3 protein-coding genes are annotated in these 2,302 nt (G+C 43.2%); all 3 read left to right on the top strand.

The features are described from left to right. Nucleotides 1-569: ABC transporter permease subunit (locus ACYVRH_RS11840; protein ID WP_461257120.1), on the top strand; the 569-nt coding region annotated here is incomplete at its 5' end. A gap of 19 nt (nt 570-588) precedes the next feature. Further along, nucleotides 589-1,464, top strand: a complete 876-nt coding sequence (locus tag ACYVRH_RS11835; protein ID WP_461257119.1) for a sugar ABC transporter permease — start codon at nt 589-591, stop codon at nt 1,462-1,464. A gap of 42 nt (nt 1,465-1,506) precedes the next feature. Then, nucleotides 1,507-2,302, top strand: a 796-nt coding sequence (locus ACYVRH_RS11830) for a hypothetical protein (protein WP_461257118.1), incomplete at its 3' end; no start/stop codon positions are given.

Here is a 2,302-nt window from a genome sequence, read left to right as displayed (position 1 = left end):
TTCCCGTATTGGTTTCAATCATGGTGTGGCGGGGTCTGCTTAATGAAAATATGGGTTTGGTTACAACGGTAGTTTCCAACATTTTTGGCTCTTCTCCAAAGTTTTTTACCGATTTGAATTGGACCCGTTTTGCCCTGATCCTTATCAATGTGTATTTATCATACCCTTATTTTTACGTGCTTTCGTCAGGGGCGCTCAAAGCTATACCCAAAGAACTCTTTGAAGCCGCGTCAATTGACGGCGCGAATCCTTTTACAGTGGTACGAAAAATTATTTTACCGCTTGTAATGCGCATATTGGCTCCGCTTGTGATAGCCTCTTTCTGTTTCAATTTCAATAACTTTACCCTTATCTGGGGCTTTAACGCCGGATTGCCGGCGATGGCGGATACTGCGGTGCCGATGGGATATTCAGACCTGCTTATCTCATTCATTTACCGCCTTGGTTTTAGTTCGTCTAACGCGGCTGATTACGGTTTTACCGCGGCTATTACGGTAATGCTTTTCCTTTTAGTGGCGTTGATGGTGCTCTTCCAGACGATGAATACCAAAACCATTAAGGAATCATAAAAGGTAAAGGAGTATCAACATGAAAGATCAAGTAAACATGTATACCATTAACAGGGATATGGTTAAATTGATAAAATATATAATCGCAATTGCGCTTGTTTTATTTGCGGTAATCCCGTTTTTTTGGATTATTGCCACTTCTTTTAATCCTGCCCGTTCCCTTCTTGGGGCGCGGCTGATTCCTGAGAGGCTTACAATAAACAACTACAAGGATTTGATTAGCAATACCAATTTATATTTTAGCAAATGGGTATTTAATTCCTTTAAAATATCAATAATCTCCGTATCTTTAATTGTACTGCTGACATGCACTTCGGCTTACGCGCTGTCGCGCTTCAGGTTTAAAGGCAAGCGGGGAGTAATGATGGGAATTATGATCCTGAACATTTTCCCCGGGACTCTCGCAATGATAGCCATTTTTATTATGATGCAGCAAATAGGCAATTATTTTCCTGCAATTGGCCTTAATACGCACGCCGGATTAATCTGCATATATGTGGCCGGGTCTATGAGCATTAACGTAATAATGGTTAAATCGTTCATTGATTCCATTTCTCAGGAACTGGATGAATCCGCGCTCATTGAAGGCGCCACTTACTGGCAAGTTTTCTGGAAAATAATTTTTCCAATAATAAGTCCGATGGTGATCACTGTCGCTATTCTGGCGTTTATGAGCACTTACGGCGATTTCGTAATCGCCAACATCCTCCTTAAAGGAAACGATAAAATTACCGTAATGGTGGGCATATTCCAATTTACGCAGCAGCGTTTTGACACAAACTGGGGGATCGTTACTGCCGGAACGGTACTGGCGGCAATTCCCGCAGTGGTACTGTTCTTTGCGTCCCAGAAGTACATAATCGACGGAGTAATGATGGGAGCTTTAAAGGAATAATCATCACGCGCAAACGGTGATGTTAAAAACGGGACGGGAGCAATGTCGAATTTTATACTAAACCTGATACACCGTCCCGAATTAGTTCCCGAATACGCGGAAAAAGTTACAGGACACGGCAAGAAAGAGGATATTGGCGCAAAAAGCTTATTAACCGAATCTTTGGATATTTTTAAATTGCAGCAAAGCATTGCGCATAAAAATGGGTTAAAAACAACCATTCAAATGACATACTCGAGTTTGTTTAACGCCGAAGCGGTACAGATCGCTAAGGACGACAGCGGCAAATACGGTGATGAAATTGCCCTGTCGCTGTTGGGGCTGCCGTGCGGCGAATTTCGGGAAAAATACAAGACGAAAGATTTTTGTATATGGATGTTCTCGACAGAAGACAAGAAGACGATAGTCGATGACGTATTCGGAAAGTTTTACGAAATATTTGGCTTCTATCCCTCCTCTACGGGGTCTTACTACATGGACGCGGAATTAATAAATTATATAAAAGAAAAATATCCGTCCGTTATATGCGCGATTGCCACTTGCTGGGAGGAGGGACCAAAAGCGTACAGAACCTGCAACAATTCATGGTATACGCTTTTTGACGGCGGACCGTGGAACCCGTGGATACCCTCCAAACAAAACACTCACGCTCCCGCCGCCAATGAAGCCGAGGACTGCGGGATAGTAGCCATACCGCATCTGTCGAGGGATCTTTTGGCGTGCTTTGACGGAAACGGCTCCAATTTCGGAACGCATCCGCAGAATGTGTTGCGCGGGATGATTTATAAGGACGGCGAATATCCGTACCTTTTTAACCTTATCGACCAATATCGGCATT

This window comes from Treponema sp. R80B11-R83G3, assembly GCF_054786115.1.
The sequence above is the reverse complement of the archived record's forward strand: the minus strand, read 5'-3'. Positions and strand labels throughout refer to the sequence as shown.

What these genes read in the sequence shown, in the direction of transcription:
- ACYVRH_RS11835 (WP_461257119.1), top strand. Translation starts at nt 589, where the DNA reads ATGAAAGATCAAGTAAACATGTATACCATTAACAGGGATATGGTTAAA.